The organism is Haloferax larsenii (genome assembly GCF_024730625.1).
GTDB classification, from domain to species: domain Archaea; phylum Halobacteriota; class Halobacteria; order Halobacteriales; family Haloferacaceae; genus Haloferax; species Haloferax larsenii.
Genome location: NZ_CP078063.1, coordinates 2,290,751 through 2,308,785, shown reverse-complemented (window position 1 = coordinate 2,308,785; position 18,035 = coordinate 2,290,751). Strand labels below are relative to the sequence as shown.

The 18,035-nt window shown below is 61.2% G+C and carries 19 protein-coding genes and 1 pseudogene; 8 read left to right on the top strand and 12 right to left on the bottom strand.

From position 1 onward, the window contains the following. Positions 1–78 precede the first annotated feature (78 nt). Positions 79–1,596, bottom strand: coding sequence for a molybdopterin-dependent oxidoreductase (locus KU306_RS12030; protein WP_007540025.1), 1,518 nt, complete (start codon positions 1,594–1,596; stop codon positions 79–81). Between the two features lie 263 nt (positions 1,597–1,859). Between KU306_RS12030 and KU306_RS12025 the strand changes: the two genes are divergently transcribed. Beyond that, positions 1,860–2,084, top strand: a complete 225-nt coding sequence (locus tag KU306_RS12025) for a DUF1059 domain-containing protein (protein ID WP_258302046.1) — start codon at positions 1,860–1,862, stop codon at positions 2,082–2,084. Between the two features lie 66 nt (positions 2,085–2,150). Here the strand turns inward: KU306_RS12025 and KU306_RS12020 are convergent, their stop codons facing one another. Beyond that, a complete protein-coding gene (locus KU306_RS12020; RefSeq protein WP_258302045.1) occupies positions 2,151–3,209 on the bottom strand; it encodes an NAD-dependent epimerase/dehydratase family protein in 1,059 nt (352 codons plus the stop codon). A gap of 197 nt (positions 3,210–3,406) precedes the next feature. Then, positions 3,407–3,601: a cold-shock protein gene (locus tag KU306_RS12015; RefSeq protein ID WP_004041873.1), complete on the bottom strand. Its 195-nt coding sequence runs from the start codon at positions 3,599–3,601 to the stop codon at positions 3,407–3,409. 251 nt (positions 3,602–3,852) lie between these two features. Here KU306_RS12015 and KU306_RS12010 point away from each other — a divergent pair, with 251 nt between their 5' ends. Next, entirely contained in the window at positions 3,853–4,473 is a 621-nt protein-coding gene (locus tag KU306_RS12010; RefSeq protein ID WP_258302044.1) for a class I SAM-dependent methyltransferase, read from the top strand. Between the two features lie 101 nt (positions 4,474–4,574). On the opposite strand, the gene KU306_RS12005 is transcribed toward KU306_RS12010, so the two are convergent. The 6 genes from KU306_RS12005 to KU306_RS19130 form a co-directional block, all read right to left on the bottom strand. Then, a complete protein-coding gene (locus KU306_RS12005) occupies positions 4,575–4,886 on the bottom strand; it encodes a non-histone chromosomal MC1 family protein (protein ID WP_258302043.1) in 312 nt (103 codons plus the stop codon). Between the two features lie 96 nt (positions 4,887–4,982). Beyond that, positions 4,983–6,137 (bottom strand): acyl-CoA dehydrogenase family protein, encoded by a 1,155-nt coding sequence (locus KU306_RS12000; protein WP_007540013.1) that lies wholly within the window; start codon positions 6,135–6,137, stop codon positions 4,983–4,985. 253 nt (positions 6,138–6,390) lie between these two features. Then, positions 6,391–8,091 (bottom strand): histidine kinase N-terminal 7TM domain-containing protein, encoded by a 1,701-nt coding sequence (locus tag KU306_RS11995; protein WP_258302042.1) that lies wholly within the window; start codon positions 8,089–8,091, stop codon positions 6,391–6,393. Positions 8,092–8,313: 222 nt separating this feature from the next. Continuing rightward, positions 8,314–9,447: an NAD(P)/FAD-dependent oxidoreductase gene (locus KU306_RS11990; RefSeq protein WP_258302041.1), complete on the bottom strand. Its 1,134-nt coding sequence runs from the start codon at positions 9,445–9,447 to the stop codon at positions 8,314–8,316. Positions 9,448–9,570: 123 nt separating this feature from the next. Beyond that, positions 9,571–10,545: a phosphomevalonate decarboxylase MvaD gene (mvaD, locus tag KU306_RS11985; protein ID WP_258302040.1), complete on the bottom strand. Its 975-nt coding sequence runs from the start codon at positions 10,543–10,545 to the stop codon at positions 9,571–9,573. A 354-nt stretch (positions 10,546–10,899) separates the two neighbouring features. Next, positions 10,900–10,992, bottom strand: coding sequence for a DUF7989 family protein (locus tag KU306_RS19130; RefSeq protein WP_484494621.1), 93 nt, complete (start codon positions 10,990–10,992; stop codon positions 10,900–10,902). A gap of 109 nt (positions 10,993–11,101) precedes the next feature. Here KU306_RS19130 and KU306_RS11980 point away from each other — a divergent pair, with 109 nt between their 5' ends. Continuing rightward, positions 11,102–11,527 carry an SRPBCC family protein gene (locus KU306_RS11980; RefSeq protein WP_193788095.1) on the top strand — a complete coding sequence of 142 codons (426 nt, stop codon included), beginning with the start codon at positions 11,102–11,104 and terminating at the stop codon, positions 11,525–11,527. A gap of 33 nt (positions 11,528–11,560) precedes the next feature. On the opposite strand, the gene KU306_RS11975 is transcribed toward KU306_RS11980, so the two are convergent. The 3 genes from KU306_RS11975 to KU306_RS11965 form a co-directional block, all read right to left on the bottom strand. Beyond that, positions 11,561–12,214 (bottom strand): hypothetical protein, encoded by a 654-nt coding sequence (locus KU306_RS11975; protein ID WP_007540000.1) that lies wholly within the window; start codon positions 12,212–12,214, stop codon positions 11,561–11,563. Positions 12,215–12,254: 40 nt separating this feature from the next. After that, a complete protein-coding gene (locus KU306_RS11970) occupies positions 12,255–12,836 on the bottom strand; it encodes a flavin reductase family protein (RefSeq protein ID WP_258302039.1) in 582 nt (193 codons plus the stop codon). 110 nt (positions 12,837–12,946) lie between these two features. Continuing rightward, the gene (locus KU306_RS11965) at positions 12,947–13,378 is read right to left on the bottom strand and encodes a DoxX family protein (protein ID WP_007539996.1); all 432 of its coding nucleotides are present in this window, start codon (positions 13,376–13,378) and stop codon (positions 12,947–12,949) included. A gap of 377 nt (positions 13,379–13,755) precedes the next feature. Here KU306_RS11965 and KU306_RS11960 point away from each other — a divergent pair, with 377 nt between their 5' ends. From KU306_RS11960 to KU306_RS11940, 5 genes and pseudogenes are all read left to right on the top strand, one after another. Beyond that, positions 13,756–14,439: a winged helix-turn-helix domain-containing protein gene (locus tag KU306_RS11960; protein WP_258302038.1), complete on the top strand. Its 684-nt coding sequence runs from the start codon at positions 13,756–13,758 to the stop codon at positions 14,437–14,439. Between the two features lie 554 nt (positions 14,440–14,993). Next, positions 14,994–15,440 carry a DUF7960 family protein gene (locus KU306_RS11955; protein ID WP_007539993.1) on the top strand — a complete coding sequence of 149 codons (447 nt, stop codon included), beginning with the start codon at positions 14,994–14,996 and terminating at the stop codon, positions 15,438–15,440. A gap of 234 nt (positions 15,441–15,674) precedes the next feature. Further along, positions 15,675–15,944: a type II toxin-antitoxin system HicB family antitoxin gene (locus KU306_RS11950; protein WP_258302037.1), complete on the top strand. Its 270-nt coding sequence runs from the start codon at positions 15,675–15,677 to the stop codon at positions 15,942–15,944. Positions 15,945–15,947: 3 nt separating this feature from the next. After that, positions 15,948–16,197: pseudogene (locus KU306_RS11945) on the top strand (type II toxin-antitoxin system HicA family toxin). Between the two features lie 259 nt (positions 16,198–16,456). Then, a complete protein-coding gene (locus tag KU306_RS11940) occupies positions 16,457–18,034 on the top strand; it encodes a COG1361 S-layer family protein (protein ID WP_258302036.1) in 1,578 nt (525 codons plus the stop codon). Position 18,035 lies beyond the last annotated feature (1 nt).

Here is an 18,035-nt window from a genome sequence, read left to right as displayed (position 1 = left end):
TGTCCTCCCTCGTCCCCTCTCTCGTCCCCTCGTCAGAATCTGCCTTTGAATAGCTGGGTCACGTCCAGACCGATATCGCTACCGGACGGTTTTCGTCACCCAGCCAGACGGCCCGCTCGGGAACGGCGACGACTTTGCTTCGGGTTGGAGTGCGCCCGTGCCGTCGGTGGCGCGGACGACGACTTCGTGTTCGCCCTCCGGCGGGTCGTAGGTGTGGGTCCACTGTCGCCACACGTCGGCTCCGGGAAGCGGGTCCGAGAGTGTGGCGTCGACCCACGTGTCGCCGCCGTCGGTCGAGACTTCGACGCGGTCGATACCTCGAACGCCCGCGTAGGCGTGGCCACCGACTTGCTTGCGGCCATCGTCGAGCGTGTTGATGACGTGGAGTTTCGCGACCGTGTTGACCGGGCCGGTTCCGTGCCAGCCGCGTTCTTCCCAGTAGCCGTCTTGCTCTGCTTCGAGAATCTCGATTTCGGTGAGCCACTTGACGTTGATTTCGCCCCAGTGGCCGGGGATGAGTGCCCGCGCGGGGTAGCCGTGGCCGCGGGGAAGCGGCCCCCCGTTCATTCCGATGGCGAGAAACCCGTCTTGGAGGGCTGAAAGCGGGAATTCTTCGTAGAACCCGTCGGCGGCGCGGAGCATCACACAGCAGCCTTCGGGGAGGCCGGCGGGTTCGACGAGGTCCATAATCGAGACGCCAGTCCACAGCGCGTTGTCCATCTTCTTCCCGTTGAGTGCCTCGCCGACACAGCGCAGCGAGACGAACTGGTGGTCGACCTCCATCGCGAGGATGTCCTCGTACGAGTAGGATAGCTCTCGGTCGACCGTGCCGGTGACAGTCAGCGACCACGAGGCGGCGTCGAGCGTCGGGTCGGTGGAGTTGATGTCGACCTCGTAGAAGCGGTCGCTCACGAGGGGTTCGAGCCCCGAGACGTCGAGGGATTTCTCGGCCGCTTCCGCGAGGAGCGGTTCGACTTCGGGAGCGGCCCACGGTTGGATTCCTTCGAACGTCGGTGGGGAGACCTGGGTCGATTGCTGCGAGCCGAGTACGTAGCCACCGATGCCGAGCGAGGCTGCACTCGCAACCGCTGCGAGCAGACGTCGGCGGCCTGCAGAGAGGTCGGAAGCCCGGGACGTAAGCGACGAAACGGGTTGACTCCGGCCGAGGTCGGAGAGCAGAACCACGGTTCCGGTAGCGACGCCCGCGACGACCGAGGCAGTCGGTGCGGCGGTAATCCCGACCGAGATGAGTGCGGCCGTCGCGGCCGCGACGACGCCAGCGATGGGATACGCCGTGCGCTGTCCGACGGCCTGTCCGAGTAGTGCCGCGACAGCGAAGACGGTGGTCGAAAGGCCCACCGCGAGGAGGACGTTGAGCTGGCTCCCCACGTCGCCAAGCACGACGATACTGAACGTGATGAGCGCACCTGGAAGCGTTCGGGCCATGAATCCCGCAATCGGGCCGGCGATAAACGCGGGGGTGAACGCGGCGACAGCAAACGACCCTGCGACGCCCGCGACGCCGGCGAGAAGTGCGACGAGCACTGATTCGATGCCGGGCAATCGGTCGGTGACAGGGTGTGTTGGATGGGACATTGGCGACGGTGAAGCTGACGTGTGTCTGTGAGCGGAACCCAGTGTGTTTGCGGCCGAACACCGAATTCACTACTGTGCAGGTGTATACTCGTCCAGAAATCTACTTGAGCTCTTTTCCAACTCTCTTCCAACTCTCTGTCCAATTCGGCGTGGTGCGTTCGGACAAGCGAGCTAGCCGGTCTCGATACTGTCAGCCCGACTACCAAGAATGCTGCACTGAAGAAAAGATTCATACTGGGCCGGGAAATGCCGGTGGTAAGAGAATGAAACGCTGCTCACACCCGGGCTGTTCGTGGCAGGCTATCGCCCCGTCTGCGGATGCGGCGATGGCGCAGTATGCCGAGCATCTCGTCGAGGCCCACGCGAAGACCGTGGAGGCGGACATCCCGGACGGGATGGTCCAAATCAAACTCCAAGAGGACGGTGAGTGGATTACGACGACGTTCGAAGAGGCACGGGAACTTCACGACTCGTTCCACGACCACTGAAGACGGCGGGGACGGCGAGTACCACTGCGGAGTCACCACTAAAGCCACTTGCATGGGGCAGTGCAGCTAGCCGGTTACTGCGTCGAGGAATCGTTCTTCAGCGTCTCGCCCCGGGTCGAACATGCTGCCGTCGCGCTCGCTCGCCAGCGATTCTTCGACAGTCCGTTCCATGGCCACCGCTGGCGGCGTCGAGTCCCATCCAAGTGACGAGAGTTTGCACGTCGAGAGCACGTGCGGGTAGTCGCTTCCGAGGTGGTGATAGAGGACGAAGTCGTCCGGTTCGAGACCGAATTCGGCGAGTTCGCGGCGACTCGCGTGGAACACTTCCACGGTGGTATCGAGCGACTCGGCGATGAGGTCGATGACGTCTTCCATCGTGAACACGGTGCGGTCGGCCGCGTTGTAGGCTTCGCCGGGCGTCCCCTCCTCGGCGACGATTCGGAGTGCCCGCGCCACGTCTTCGACGTACACGCGGTGCCAGATTGCGGTTCCGTCGCCGGGGACGACGACCCGGTCGTAGCGGTCGAGTCGGTCGATCCAGTAGTCGTGGTGGTCCTGTAGCTCTGGAAGGTCTGCCGCCCAAGAGATAGACCCCACCAACGAGGTGTCGCTGGAGGCGGCCGATTTTGGCCCGTAGACCATCGTCGGTCGGACACACGTGGCTGCGACGCCTCGGTCGGCAGCGGCCCTGACGATTCGGTCACACTCGGCCTTGCGAGGGCCGTAGGTTCGCATCGTGTTGTCGCCCGCCTGTTCTGCGGAGAACGAATGCAGTGTGGTTTCGTCCTCTCGCTTCGGAATCTCGTGGGCGTCGTAGACGCCACCGCTGGAGACGTAGACGTACGCCTCGACGTCTGCGAAAATCTCCACTGCCTCGCGTGCGTGTTCCGGGTGGAAGAGGGCGTTGTCGATGACGATGTCGGGGTCGACGCGTTCGGCGGCCGATTCGAGCGAGTCGGCGTCGGTTCTATCGACCGTGACGTAGGAGACGCCGTCGCGCGGGTCCGATAGATAGTCTCGGACCCCACGGCTGAACACCGTCACCTCGTATCCGTGGTCGAGCAGTTCTGCTGTGGTGTGGTGGCCGACGAAGCCAGTTCCCCCAATGACGAGCGCGGATATCATGCACGATATACAATCCAACTGAGCAAAACTGTATGCAACGGTAGAATAGTTTACTTAACGCAGTGTCTGACAGTCTCGGCGAGTGATGAGACTGTGTTCGATACGTCGCACAGCGTTCGAGAGCACCGCCGCTCTTCGAGTGTAGCTTCGTGAGAAATAATCCGTAGTATTGTCGCTACGCGCGACGTCCTACCGATTTAAAGACGCGTGAGGTTCGTCGCACGCGGGCCCTTGGGGGCCTGTTCAATGTCAAACTCCACATCCGTTCCTTCTTCGAGGTCAGGGCCGCCGATGTCTTCCATGTGGAAGAACACGTCGTCGTCCGCATCGTCCGTCGAAATGAAACCGTAGCCGCCAGTGTCGTTGAAGAAATCAACGTTTCCTTTCGCCATTGCTTTTGGACACAGTGGCCGTTTGGGGATAAAGCTTGTGAGGGTCGTAGTGTCATGCCTCGATTTTGTTGAATTCTTTTTCTGATGTCGCCACTCAAATAGACATTTGTTCTGATTCGTCTATTCTGTGTGTGCTCGGCTAGCGCATCGTCGGTGTTCGGAGTGGATTCTGTGGTATCGGCAGTTCTGGTCGCAGCATCGGGGACCGCTCGTCCGACGAGGCTTTACCCGTCGAGGAACCCGTGATTCCTGTGGGTCCTAACGATGTTCGTCGGCAGTGGGCAGACCGGTCGGGAGAGTTTTCCCCGGAGTACTACGCCTATTACGGCCCGAACGAAACGAGCGAAGCGATTCATCAGATTCTCGACGACGCCATCGACCCGTCTGCGTCGGTGTTAGAACTCGGATGCGGGTCGGGGCGACATCTGTCGCACCTTCGGGACAACGGCTTCGAGAACGTCTACGGCATCGACATCAACGACGACTCGTTCGAGGTGATGCGAGAGGCGTATCCCGAACTCGCTGCCAGCGGCACGTTCTACGCGGCAGCCATCGAGGACGTCGTCGAGGAGTTCGACGACGGCCAGTTCGACGTCGTGTACTCTATCGAGACGCTTCAGCACATCCATCCCGACGACGCGTGGGTCTTCGAAGAACTCGCCCGGTGTACGAACGACCTTCTCGTCACCGTCGAAAACGAGGGGGCTGACGACGACCAATCGAACGGTTCCGACGTGAACGACACTCAGTACGACTTTCCGCTCTACTACCGCGACTGGAACGATATCTTCACACAGTTCGGCTTTTCACAGCGCGACGTCGCGCGCGGCGACCCGGATACGTTGCGAGTCTTCGAACGGCAAGACAGCTAAATCGGCGCTGGAGACGCCTCCTGCACGTGACGCGTAGAGACGCCTTGCACGTTGGAGGCGGCGACCGACCGCTCGTCGTCACGACGGTAACTGCCGGGCGGTCACTCGTCGAGGTGTTCGATGCCCTGTTTCGAGACGTTGGCTCGCGTGACGCTGTCGCCCATCCACTCGGGGTCGTCGTCGGTCTTCGATTCGGTCCACGCCCAGCCATCGTAGACGTGGACGCGGTCGGTCCCACGCTCGCGGAGTCGCAGGGTGGCTTTCCCGTCTACCTCGTCACGGCTCGGGGCGGGATGGAGTCGACGGGCGGCTTTCAACGCCGCCTGCCGTGGATACTGTCCGCTAAACACGCTCGTTTCTTCACCGTCGTCTTCGATGAGGACGAAGTTTCGCTTGCCATCTTTTCGCGGCATGACGTGTTATACCACAGACATGGTGTTAGTACTTCGTGTCGAATCGACGTGCTTCTCGGTGACGCCGCCGCCGGAGCGGCGACCGAACGGGGTGGGTTAGAAGCCCTTCCCGAGCAGTTCGCGTGCGATGATGGTCTTTTGAATCTCGGTCGTCCCCTCGTAAATCTGGGTAATCTTGGAGTCGCGGTAGAGACGTTCGACGTCGTGGTCGTTGACGAACCCGGCACCACCGTGAATCTGGACGGCTTCGTCGGCGACGTCGGTGGCGACGTCGGATGCGAACTCCTTGGCCATCGACGCGAGCGCAGTCAGTTGGCCCTCGTCGTTGTCGACGCTCCAGGCGGACTTGTAGGTCAACTGGCGCGCGGCTTCGGTCGCGGTGTGCATCTCGGCGAGTTTGTGCTGAATCGCCTGGAAGTCGCTGATGGAGCGACCGAACTGTTCGCGCTCTTTCGCGTATTCGAGTGCGCGCTCGCAAGCACCCTTGGCGATGCCGACGCCTTGTGCGGCCACTGCGGTCCGGGTCTCGTCGAAGAACTGCATGAGCTGAAGGAAGCCCATCCCTTCGGTTCCGATGAGGTTCTCTTCGGGGACGCGCACGTCGTCGAGGATGAGTTCGGCCGTGTCGCTGGCGCGAATGCCCATCTTTCCGGTAATCTTGTCGGCGCTGAATCCGTCACGGTCGGACTCGACGACGATTTGGGAGAACCCGGAGTAGCGGTCGTCCGCGTCGGGGTCAGTCTGGCACATGACGACGAAGTAGTCGCCGACGGTCCCGTTCGTAATCCACATCTTGTTGCCGTTGAGGACCCACTCGTCGCCGTCTTTCTCTGCCTGCGTGCGCACGGACGTCACGTCTGAACCAGCCTGCGGTTCACTGATTGCCGCGCCCATCACGGACTCTCCCTCCACGATAGGCGGCAGGAATCGCTCTTTCTGGTCTTCGGTTCCGAAGTTGATGATGGCCTCTGCTCCGAAGCCAGCACTCGTGATACAGAGTCCGATTCCGGGGTCGACGGCGAACAGTTCCTCCGTGACGAGCGCGTTCTCCAGCGACGAGTACCCGACACCACCGTACTCGACGGGGAAGTGTGCCCCGGTCAGCCCCATCTTGGCTGCCTTCTGCATGATGTCGTGGGGGTACTTTTCTTCCTCGTCGTACTCGCTGGCGACGGGTGCAATCTCGTTCTCGGCGAATCGGCGGACCTCCTCGCGGATGGCCTCTTGCTCCTCTGTGAGATGGAAATCCATGGTTATTAATCACAAACGACTCCAATAATGTTTGTGACACTCAAAGAAACGGAGACTCTGTTGTCTGTGTTCGAGTTTTTGCTCACGAGATAATATGCAGATATAGTGCTCCAGGCTCCAAATTTCGGTGTTTTAAGTCATCGGAGATATCTTCGACGTTGGTCATCGTCCTGGTGGCGATGAGCGGCGCTCTCACAAGTCTGTCCCATCGCACCGACCACTGAAAACCTGTCGCGCTCCTCGCGCGGACCACTCACGCCAACGGGAGTTCGACCATGAACCGCGCGCCGCGGGGGTCGTTGTCTTCGACCCACACCTTCCCGCCGTAGGTTGTGACGATTGCGTCGACGAGGTAGAGACCAACCCCCGTTCCCGGGCTTTCGAGGCCCTTCTCCCCTTTTCCGAAGACCTCTTTCTTCTTGTCGTCTGGAATTCCGGGGCCGTTATCGCCGATTCGGACGGTTGCAACGTCCTCAGTCACCGACAGTCCCACGTCGACGGCGGGGTCGTCAGCGTCGTTGTGGACGATTGCATTCTCGATGATGTTCACGAAGACGGATTCGAGGAGGTCGTTTCCGAGGATAGCCGCCGCCGGAAGCGACGCGACCGTAATCGTGGCCTCGGGGTGGCTCTCGCGGACGCTGTCGGCGACTTTCGAGACGACGGTGCCGACGTCGACCGAATACAGTCGTTCGTCCTCGTTGGTCACTTTCGTTAACTGACCGAGGGCGTCGGTCAACTCGACTGTGTTCTGCGCCCGGGTGAGCGCCGTCTGGAGATATGGTCGCCCGTCCGGCTCGACCAGCCCGTCTTCCATCGCCAGCTCGATGTAGGCGGTGACGATTTGCATGTCGTTTCGGATGTCGTGTCTGACGATTCGGTTCAACATCTCCAGTTCGTCGTTTCGCGACTCCAGCGACAGTTCGTACTGCTTTCGCGGCGTCACGTCCCGGACGGTGATGACCCAGCCGACGCGCCCGTAGGACTGTTCGAGCGGAATCCGCGTGAGTTCCACGTATCGGTTCGGTGCTTGCTGTACCTGGCAGTCGAGCGGCTCGTCGCTTCGCTTCAGCTGGTCGTACGCCGGAATCACGTCGGCTGCGGCGTTCCCTCTGAGCGGCCGTCTCGTCCCGAGCAAGTTGCCGGCGGTGTCGTTCGTGTGAACGACGGTCTCCGACGAGTCGAGGACGATGAACCCGTCGGTCGAGTGCTCCCCGGCCGCGGCGTAGGCGATGGGGAGAATGTCGAGAAGCTTGTAGCGGAAGACGGCAATCGCGTACAGCATCGTCGGAATCGCGAGCGACGCCGGGACGAGGTTCACGCCGCCCGCGAGCGGTGGCGTGTCTGTGAACTCGAACACGGCGATGACAGTTGGCGCGACCATGCCGGTGAGTAACAACGCCGCTTGCAGGCTGAACGGTTTGCGGAGCCTGATAGCGTGGTGTCCGATAACGCTGAACGCCGTGAAGAGAGCGGCGAACACGTAGATGAACGTGAGGGTGCTTACGGGACCGTCCTCGACACTAAGCGTCCTGACGCCATTGGCGGTCGTGGAGAGGTCCCACCCCGTGTACGCGAGTTCCATCGGGTTGGTAAACAACACGAGGACGAACACCGACGGAACGACGAATATCGCCCCGACGGTCTTCCTGTTCAGGTACTGTTTCCGGTCGGTGTAAGCCAGCGCGAAGAGGAGAAACGCCGGCGGAGCGAACGTGCCGCCGATGTGCAACACCTTGTAGGCGAGGAGCTTCACGCCCGCATCCACGGCGAGTAGCTTGACGACGGTCGTCCCGGTCCAGAGTGTCGTCGCCACCGCGAGCGCGGCAAACGAAAGCGCGACCGGGCTCTGCCCCCGTTGCCGCATGAAATCGAGGGTGTAGACGAAGATGATGGCCGACGCTACGGCGGCGAATACCGTCGGATACGCGTAGATTGTGTACTGCCACTCCATCAGACGTCGACACTCACTGGCACCACATCGTTCACTGTGTTGATACGACTCGTCGAACTCACACCGCTCACTGGAACGACGACCTCACACCGTCTAGCTCTCGGGCCGCGCCACTCGACCGTCCCATCTCGTACGGCCGGAAGAATCGGAACCGGATAAAAACCACCATCGAGACAGCAGCGAATTCGGTGTGGGCGCCCCTCTCCCGCCGAGATGTTTCGATTAGCTGTTCAGTTCCTCTTCGACGAGTTCGGCCGCCTTCGAGATGGCACCGACCGACGTGAGGTGGCCTGCTCCCACGGTCGCTTTCATCGCCTTCGCCGCGCTCCCACAGAAGATGCTCGGGCCGACCTGTGCGACGGCCCCGTCGCCGACAGAGACAATCCAGCCGGGGACGTCGAACCGATACTGTCGCGGCCGGGGCGGGAAGTCACCGAAGTCACCAGTCTGTTCGTAGGCGACCTGTTCCGCGATGTTTTCGCCGACGACTTTCGCTTCGCGGATTGCCGCGGAGGCACTCGCGGGGACGGGTTCCCCGTCGGCGTCCACGGCTCGGGCAGCGTCACCGACGACGTAGGTTCGACGGTCGAGACGGAGGTCGGCGCGGACGGCGGGCCTGTCGGCACCCATCGCGTCTTGCCCGGCGAGCCCTCCGGCCCAGATGAGCAGTTCGTAATCGAGGTCGCCGGTATCAGTCTCGACGGTCGACGCGCTTACGGACTCGACGGTCGTCTCAGTTCGAATCTCGACGCCGCGGTCGAGTAACTCGTCTCGAACGGCGCGCTGGAACGACTCGGGAAACGAGGGCGCGACAGTGTCTAACTGCTCGACGAGGACGATATCGGTGTGCGCGTCTTCTTCGGCGCTGAGTGTCGCGAGCTCACCGGCGACTTGGATACCCGAGAGACCGGCCCCGCCGACGACGACTCGGCCGCCGTCGTCGCAGGCGTCGAAGTAGCGAGCACGGATTGCTGCCGCGTCGTCCAGTGACTTGAGGGGAATCGCGTGGGATTCGAGGCCCGGAATGTCGTAGTATGCGGTCGTCGCGCCGAGACAGACCGCGCAGTAGTCGTAGTCGAGTGGGTCAGCGTCGGCGAGGTGGACCCGGCGTCCCGTCCTGTCGATGTCGGTCACGCGGTCGACGACGATTTCGGCGCGGTCGAGCGCCTCGTCGAGTGGGACTTCGATAGCGTCGGCGACAGACGGGCGACGAATCGCGCGGTGGACCTCGTGTTGGACGAGGTGGAAGGGCGAGTCGTTGACGACGGTCAACTCGACGGCTGCCGGGAGTCGGCGTTCGAGGTCGCGGGCGAGTGTCAGGCCAGCATATCCTGCGCCGAGTACGAGGACGCGCATGACCGTGACGTAGGAGCCGAGAGAAATGAGGGTGACGGCAGCAGAAAATCAACGTGGGCGAGGCACACCATCGCGCCGAGGTGGTAGACTGTCGCGTCGCGATGTCAGAACGCAGTCGCGCTGTTAGAACAGCGCTTCGGACTCGTCGAGGACTTCGGCCGGACCGCCGACGCTCCACACGTCAGTCTCGACGCCGCAGTCGGCGACGACTTCCTCGACGCGGTCGACGTACTCCTCGGTCGTGTTGATGTAGACGCTCGCGCCCGTGTCGGTCGAGAAGTAGACCGGAATCTCTTCTTCGGTGCGCAGTTCGCGGACGGCGTTGAAGACGGCGATAGTGCGTGGTTGCCAGTAGACCCATCCGGCGGGGCCGGTCATGGTCGTCGCCGCGAGCGACAGCGAGTCGTGTTCGGCGAGTTCGAAGGCGGCGTCGAAGTCGGCGTCGTACAGCGCGTCACGCATGTCGTCGATTTGGGCGTGTATGTGCGCCATCCGTGCGTCGAACATGTGGCTGTCCGCCGCTTCGGCGTGGGCCTGTTCGGTCTCCTTGTAAGCCGGGACGTGCGCGGCGACGATGCGCAGGTCGTCTTCGAGGTCGGTCTCGATGCGCTCGGAGCGACAGTCGGTGTCGTTCATCCCGGAGTAGAGATGCGAGAACGCACCCGTAACGGCGCGGGCGGCAGAAGCCGACCCGCGGCGGGCGATAGTCGAGACTTCGGGGCGCGTCATGTCGAGGTCGGCCGCCTCGGCGAGGGCCATCGCGGCGGCGGCGAACCCGGACGCCGACGACCCGAACCCGATGTTCGAGGGGAAGGAGTTCTCACTCTCCAGTCGAACCCGGTGGTCGAAGTCGGCCAGCTCGCGGACTCGGTCGACGACGGCGCAGATACGCTCCGCACCGCGCCCGTCGACTTCCTCGCCGCCGATGACGTAGACGTCTTCGTCGGCGTCGGGGAGGAATTCGACTGTCGTCTTCGTGTGGCTCGGTGCCGTGCAGACGCTGATGCTGTCGTGGTACGGCATTCGGCGCTCCGTGTCTCGCATCCCGTGATACTTCACGAGGCCCTGAATCGGGTGAGCCTTGGCGGTAGCCTTCATATTCGAACGCCCGTCGGACTCGGGGTTAAACGTCCCGATAGGTATCGGAACGGCGAGTCGGTCGACACGGTTCGGCTTCGCGGAGATGGAACGCCTTCGTGGAGATGGAACGCCTTCGTGGAGATGGAACGCCTTCGTGGAGATGGAACGCCTTCGCGGAGACAGAACACCTTCGCGGAGACGGAACGTCGTCACTGTGCGCGGAGTCAGTTCGAACGGAGAAGGAGACCCCCACGACAGGGGTCGTGGAGACGACCGCCGGTACGAGTTCGCCGTTCTGTTCGGTTTCTCAGTTGTTTGTGTTCGGTTCCTTCGTTGCCGTATCTGGTCTCTTACCTGTCTGTGTTCGGATTGTCAGTCGTCTGCGTTTGCTTCTGCTTCGTTTCCTCGTTCCCAGACGTTGGTGACGCTCTCGCCCGCTGGCGGCGTGTGGCTAACGTCTTTCATGCTTCGTCGGGGTTCGGAGTGGTTTGTGTGCATCTTGGTATCACCTAACTCGGTTTCTATGTAAAGTTTTCGCCCATGTTATATTACGACTTATTACCATACTAGGTTGATGAATGTGATATCAGGTCGACGCTCTCGAATCGAGCAGACGCCCGATGGTCGGCGATTGGTCGTCGCTCGCGTCGTCGACGCGCCACTCGACGAGGTGTGGGACGTTCTCGTCACCGTCGCTCACTGGCCTGCGTGGGGACCATCTGTCTCGGCGGTCCGGGGTGTCGAAGGAGCAATCGAGGAGGGAACCCGCGGCGAAGTCAAGGTTGCCGGCGCGTGGATTCCGTTCGTCGTCGAAACGTGTCGAGACTATCGCTGGACGTGGCGCGTCGCTGGTGTCTCCGCCACCGGCCACCGAGTGAAACCGGCCGGTGTCGAACAGTGTGAAGTCGCATTCGAAATTCCGCTGTGCGCTGCGCCCTACGCAGCAGTCTGTGCGGTGGCACTCCGCCGAATCGACGATATCGTCTCTCGACGCCGCTGAGTGAGAAGGCGACGGATACGTGGCGAACAGTCCTCAGAGAACGCCGAGTACGACCAGCGCTCCGCCGACGAGAATGACGAGCACGACTGCGACGAGGAGAAGCGTCGTCAGTCCGAGTCCCGAGTCAGACGTGTCGGCTGTCGCGGCTGCCGCCTCCTCCTCCGCGTCGATTTCGTTGAGCACCTCTTCGAACTCGGGTTCGTGCGGTTCGTGATACTCGTCGATGACGTCCTCGTCGAGTTCGTGTTCCTCCAGCGCCTCGACGAGGTCGTCGAGCGTTTCGAGCGTAATCGGTGTCTCGACGTCCTCGGGGTTGACCGCGAGTTCCGGTTCCGCCTCTTCGTCTTCGGGTTCTTCGAATTGCTCTTCGGTTGCGAAGGCTCTCGCCAGCGTCTCCCGAGCCTCGTCTCCATCACCGGTCGTGAGGAGCGTCCCGGAGACGTCCCGCGAGTCGCAGCGCTCGGCGAACACTTCGACCGTCTTCGTGTCGAACTCGGCTGCGATATCGACCCAGACGACCTCAGTCGGTTGCTTTTCACCTTCCGGTGCGACGAAGAGGAACGTCCGGTCGTCGCGGTGGACTCGCTTCGTTCGTTCACCACGTCGAGCGCGCACTCGCTCGACGACGGTCGCGAGGTCGTCGACATCGAGGAAAGAGAGCACGTTCGACAGCGACACGTCACTCATTAGCCGAAGGAACAGAACATCGAGAAATAAATCTTCCCGCCTACGGCGGCCGCGTGAGTTCGAATCGGTCTGTCGTGTGAACGTACTGACTCCCCGCGAGTCGTCCGACCGCTTCGAGTTTTGTCGTATCGAGTTTCCCGTCGGTCAAGACGTCGTCTGCGACGTGGGCGTGGACGACTTCACCGAAGACGAGTGTGGACGACCCCATCTCGACGGTATCGTGGAGCGTACACTCGAAGGCGACGTGCGCATCGGCGACGCGCGGCGCGTCGACGACCGTGGACTCGGCTTTCTCGACGCCGGCGTGGTCGAACTCGTCGACACCAGCGGAGACTGTCGCAGCGGTCTCGTTCATCTGGTCGACGAGGTCGCGGGTGACCACGTTGACGACGAACTCGCCGTGTTCGATGGCGTTTCGCGGCGTATCTTTCAGGTCGTCACCGCGGCCGACGGGTGCGAATACGACAATCGGCGGGTCGATGCTGGCGACGGTGAAGAAACTGTACGGTGCGAGGTTGTCTGCGCCGTCGTCGCGAGTACTCACCCACGCGATGGGCCGTGGGACAACCGCCCCGGACAGGAGTCTGTAGGCGGACCCGAAGTCGGTCGGCGACCCCTCCATTAGGGTGCCTCCATCGTAGTCGTCGCGTCAGTCATGCTTGGGAAAGGGAGGTGAAGCGAGATGAAAGTGTGGTCGGTCGAGAAGGGTGTCTACGTCGGTTGTCGGTCGTCTCAGAACACCGTGAGTCCGATGGCGTACGGCCACGAGACCGAACTGAGCGCGAGGAAGACGAGTGCGCCACCGAGCATCACGACGTTCTTGAGGAAACTGGTCATCTCGGATTCTTGCTGCTCTTCGGGCACCGCCCAGAAGTTGTGGAACATCGGTGTGCTGACGAGCAAGAAGAGGATGATGGCACCGGCGGCGACCCCCGGAAGGACGCCTGCCGCGATACCGAGACCGCCGAAGACGAGCATCCCACCGGAGAAGACGACCCCGAGACGAGGTGCCGGGAGGCCCTTCATCTCGGCGTAGCCAGCCATCTGGTCAGTGTTCATGAAGTGGTTGAGGCCCATGAACGCGATGACAGCACCGAAGAGCACACGCGCCAGGAGGAACGCGATGTCGGCCGTCGGAGTGGCGAATTGAACTGGGACGCTCATTACGCCACCTCGCTCGCGGGGGTGGTCGACTGCTGTGCTGGCTGCAGTGGATAGGATGACATTGCACCTTTCACTACAGTTCGCCCCACTAATGTACGTTTGCTAACATGTATGTTACCGGAGGGCTGCACGCACACCAGGTCACACCGGTGATACTGAACAACCATTCGATTGACAATATTGTTAATTTCAGAACTTATTTTACAATTACCGTACCACGGGCGGAGTCTCGGTCGTCTCCCCCGACAAAATGACACATTGTATAAATGTGGTATGGGTTTGTCTTGAATTCCTCGAAAAATATACCCGTCTCGAAAATCGATAGTTAAACGGGACGTGTCAGCAATGATGAAAACGAATAGCGAGGACGATACGCCATGACCGAAACGTGGGATTCGGCTGGCTACATTGCGAGTTCTCGCTACAGACTCGCAGTGTGTGAGTATCTCGTCCAGCACGGTTCTGGACTTCCGTCGCGAATCGCGACGGAGACGGGACTCGCACAACCACACGTATCGCGAGCACTTTCCGAGCTTCGAGACCGGGACATCGTAGAATTACTTGTTCCCGAATCGCAGCAGAAAGGTCGGTTGTACGGACTGACTGACCATGGAGAACTTGCGTACGAACGAGTCGCATCGGACCGAGAAGCAGAATTGAACATCGTCGAGAGGAGTGAGTTTCCGGCCCCAGAACTGGTCGAGTCGCTCGCAGAGTCCTACGACGACGACCTTCGGGCAGTCGTCTGGTGCGAGCCAAACCAAACGTGGGTCAACTTCACCTCGTCGACGGTATCTGACGACTACGACACGGAGACGCTGAAAGCAATCGTCTCGACGTTCAAAGACGACGAAGAGTTCGAGGCTGTGTTGGCGGACTCGCCGACTGGCGGCCCCGAATTTGTCGCATTCGGACTCGAGGACGCGCTCGTGGTCAGAATTCCTGTGGAGAGCGAGATCGCGTTGCTCGTCTCCGTCGATGCCGACTTCGACGGGAAGCTTCGCGGACTCATCGAGACGTGCCACTCTGCAACGCAGGTGGTGGCACTGGAATCAAACTAGTACTGCACTCTCACTACACGGGGGACAGTGGCCCCCTGACTTTGTTCTCTTGGTGATACAGTTAGTCACGAGACACTGGTATCTGAACAGTTTTCGGCCCAGCGTCTGGAGTACGGGGACTGCTGTGCGGAGGGTGGTTCCTGGAGGCTGGTGTGCGGAGGGTGGGCCTTTGCATTCTAGGTTGTCTCTCCGACTCCTCACAGATATTTACAATCGTGCACATTTTGTCACCTTTCTACCTAGTGTTAGAATATATAGTGCACAATATGACGTGGTATGTCTCGCAGAACAAGATATTTATGCGAAGTCGATGAATGCGTAGTTGGCGTGACCACTGACACCATCTACTGTGTTACATCCAGCCCAGCCTAATGCGTGATTCAGTGCCAGCCAGTTAGCCGGTCGCGCCTCCCGCTGCCAACGGGTTCGACTGCCTTGCCCCGGCGGTCGAACCTCATACATCTCAGTTCTGTCGTCGACACGCATGTCTCGACGAGCGAGTTCCGCGTCGTTCCGGACCGAAAGTACATCTCTCTGCCCTCCATACGACGGGTATGTACACCGGCAGGACGGAGCAACCGTGCTGTCTCTGCGACGACCCGAAGACCGTCGCACGAATCGCAGTACCACCGCGAGCGGTGCTACTCATGAAGAACTCCGGCCCCATCGCCTGGCGGGATATCGTCGGCGACGTGACGCTACATTTCTGTGAGAGCGACTGGGAACTCGTCTCCGAACTCGTTCTCGATTTGGGGACACACCCACTCTCTCGGTGCAACGTCGCGCGTGCAGACTTCAGTATTCGCGAGGACTTCGAGGCGCTGTTGAACGCCACCCGCGACGAACCAGACCAGACCGAACAGGAGCAGCAACTCCTCTCGGAGGCACGCGAAGTTCTCGACGACGCCGAGAATCCACTAGTCGAACGTCGCGACCTCGTCGAGGCCCACATCGTCGTCCGCGCGATGGCGGAACTCGGTAGCCACCCTCGAACGTCGTAACGGGGAACACGGCAGAGTCACCGCCACAGAATCATATATCTACAGAACTCTGCAGAGCCACCTCCGCGGCTCTGTTGAAATCTTCGGGATCGGATGGTTTTCCGAGGGCGTGCTGAATCCAGAGCGCAAGTCGGTCATCACGCTCACCCGTGCCCGAACAAATTACGTTTTCATTTTCGCTGTGAGAGCGGTATGCCGAATGATTATACAGTTCATCAGGCAACTAGGGATAAGATGGCCAGTTCGACTCGTAACGGCGATACCAACGAAGGCGAGATTCGTCTCTGGCAAGAGGATGGCTGGTGGATTGCGAGGGACGTCGATACGGGCGTGACCACGCAGGGTGAGTCCAGAGAAGAAGCGTTGGACAACCTCGACGATGCCGTCGCAGTCCACACCGGGAAGCGTGGACGCGAACCGACGGACGAAGAACTTCGTGCGCTGGGAATCGACCCAGAGAACAACACCACAGGCGACCAGGAACCACCGGACGTCCTCGACTAATCGATGGGGCGGCGAACGTTTTCAGGGATGGAGGTGGTGAAAGTGCTGGTCAACGTCGGCGGATTCGAGTAGCGACGAACGACTGGTGACCACGCTCAACTGTACTACGAACACCCGACGAACGAAGCAGACCGCCGACAGGTGACCGTCCCGCTGCATAGCGAGCTACGTACCGGGACGCTCCGAAGCATCGCTGAGAGTGCTGGAGTACGATTTCGATGCTTTCTGTGAATGGATAGACGAAAATTCCTAACCCTCGACTAAGAGACGAACACTCTCACGATTGTCGCATCTTGAGTAGGGCTACAGCGCCATAGCCACATTGAGTAGGGCTACAGCGCCATAGCCACAGCACAAACTGACTGTCTCGGTTGGCTGAGTATCCTAACTAGTGTGAATACGGGTATTTCCCTGTCGGCAACGTATCAATGGCCAGTTGGGTCGGTACAGTTCCGCCCTCCACCGGCGCTCGCGAGTCGATTCGCAGTCGGTGTGTTCACCTCGGAGGTCCAATGAAGAGAACCCTCGTCATCCTATCTGTCGTACTGCTCGTCCTCATGCCAACTGCGGCGCCGGTCGCGGCGCAAAGCGACGAGGAGCGTGACCCGAACAAAGTGCCCGTCTTTCGCGCCTACGTCGTCGACCCAGTCGTCGAACCCGGCGAGGAGATGACGGTTCGCGTCGTCTTCACCAACGACCCGGGAAAGCCTGAAGACGTGTCGAAGACGGCCGAGAACGTCCGGGTTCGGCTCGAATCTCGGAACACTCCGTTCGTCGTTCGAACCGGTGATATCGTCGTCGGGCGCATGAACGACAGCGACACGCGAGAGGTCGCCTTCCGCGTCGAAGCCCCCGAGAACATCGCGGCCGGTGAGTACGACCTCGGACTGAAAGTGTTCTACGAGTTCGACAACGCCCACCGCCGAACGTACAACCTCGACGTGCCCCTCCGCGTCGAAAAACGCGTCCGATTCGCAGTCGTCGGCTCCGAGGCGACGGTCCCTGTCGGCGGTCGTGGCGACGTCGCCATCACCATCCAGAACACCGGCGAACTCGACGCGCGAAACGCAATCGTCGCCGTCACGTCGCAGTCCGACGAGGTTAGATTCGAGGGCTCGGCGACTGCGACGCAGTTCGCGGCGTCGTGGCCGGCGGGCGAGAACAGAACCTTCGTCTACGACACGTCGCTCTCGTCTGAGAGTTCAGTCCGCGGCTACGCGCTCGGCTTGAACGTCGCCTACGAGAACCCTGACGGGGCGCGACTGGCGTACACTGACCTCGCCGCGGGGTTCATCCCGGTCGCAGAACAGTCGTTCAGCGTCGACGAGGTGACGAGCACGCTTCGCGTCGGTGACGAGGGCCGCGTCAGCGGTGAGGTGGTGAACGACGGTGGCGCGCTCGCGAAAAACGCCGTCGTGACGCTCTCGGTGCCCGAAGGAACTGCGACAGCGACCGAGACAGAGTACGCACTCGGCGACATGGAACCCGGCGAGTCGGTGCCGTTTTCGTTCGACGTGCAGGTAGCCGGCAACGCTGACCCCGGCCCGCGACAGTTCACTGCCACCGTCACCTACCGCGACGCAGACGGTGAGCGCCGGTCGAGCGACGATATCGACCTGCGAGTCGAGGTGGCACCCGAGACGCCAGAGTTCGACGTCTCCGTCGAAGAATCGACTGTCGCGCCGGGCCAGAGCGCCGAACTCCGCGTCACCATCGTGAACGCCCGCGACGAGACGCTTCGGGACATCTCGGCGAAGGTGTACTTCGAAGAACCGTTGTCGTCGTCGGACACCGAATCGTTCGTCAGTGAACTCGAACCCGGCGAGTCGGCGACGCTCGTCTTCCGGGTCGCTGCCGATGGGGGTGCACTGGAGAAGCAGTATCCGGCCGAACTCGACTTCCGCTACGAAGACGAAAGTGGTGAGACGACTATCTCTGACGCTTACCGTGTCCCGGTTCAGGTCGAAGCCAGTGAGGACCGCAGTGGGCTTCCGTTCGGTCTCACGCTGCCCCTCCTCGGTGCTGCTGTCGTCGTCGCTGCGGCGGGTGGTGCTGGCTTCCTCGTCGTCCGCAGACGCGGACGGGACTGAG